Source organism: Streptomyces deserti (genome assembly GCF_054782695.1).
On the sequence record NZ_BAAGRZ010000115.1, the window covers coordinates 1 to 982 of the forward strand.

Consider the following 982-nt stretch of genomic DNA (forward strand, 5'->3'; position numbering starts at 1 on the left):
CTAGACGAGTAGTTCCGATGTGGCTCAGTGGTCGTAAGCGATCAGTGACCTGGTGATGGGTGCGCCGATGGTGCGGTTGTGCCACATCGCACAGGTCATCGCCAGGATCCGCTGGGCCACCCGGACGCCGACGCCTTCGATGGTGCGGCCGCCGTGCTGTTCCAGGTCGAGCTGGCCTTTGAGGGTGTCGTTCACCGACTCGATCAACTGCCGAACCGTCTTGAGCAGGGCTTCTCCCGGTCGTGGGGTGCCGCGGTTGCGGTAGGAGGGCCGCAGCAGGCTGACGCCGCGTGCGGCGAGGAAGTGGTCGAGTTCGGCGGCGATGTAACCCTTGTCCGCCAGGATCAGCAGGCCCGGCCGGGTGGCTGCCAGATGAGGTTCGTTGTCGATCAGGGCGGCCAGGACCTGCCGTTCGTCGATCTTGGGGTCGGCCAGGGCCCAGGTGACGGGCAGTCCGGCCGGGGTGCACACCAGGTGCAGTTTCAGGCCCCAGTAGAAGCGGGAGTGGGAGCGGCAGTAGCCGTAGTTGGCCCAGCCGGCCAGGTCGGAGCGTTTGACGGTCTCGCGGGAGCGGGCGCACTCGACCGGGGTGGAGTCCACGATCCACACATCGTCCAGCCATAGATCGGTGTCGGCCGCCAGCGATCGGATGGCCCGTTTGACCAGGGGCAGAGCGGCTCGCAGGCGCTTGTTGTAGGCCGGACGCTGAGGCAGGTAAGGGAACAGAGGGTGCAGGTGGGCGTGGGCGAAGCGCAGCCAGCGGGCCTCGCAATGGAAGCCCAGGATCGCCTGGGCCACGGCCAGCGTCAGCAGTTCCGCGTCGGTCAGCCGGGGCGGTCGCCCACGCCACCGCGGGGTCTTCAAGCGGTCGTCGATGTGCACGTACAGTGCGGTCAAGAGGGTGTCTAACTCGGTCGTCACAACCCGATGTTGGACACCCTCCCCACGGCTGAGAACCCCGCATTCGGAACTACTCGTCTAG

General features: G+C 66.8%; 1 protein-coding gene. It reads right to left on the minus strand.

Going from position 1 to position 982, the window contains the following annotated elements:
• Nucleotides 1–24: 24 nt before the first annotated feature.
• Nucleotides 25–921 (minus strand): IS982 family transposase, encoded by an 897-nt coding sequence (locus ACYVMZ_RS39330; RefSeq protein ID WP_461088113.1) that lies wholly within the window; start codon nucleotides 919–921, stop codon nucleotides 25–27.
• Nucleotides 922–982 lie beyond the last annotated feature (61 nt).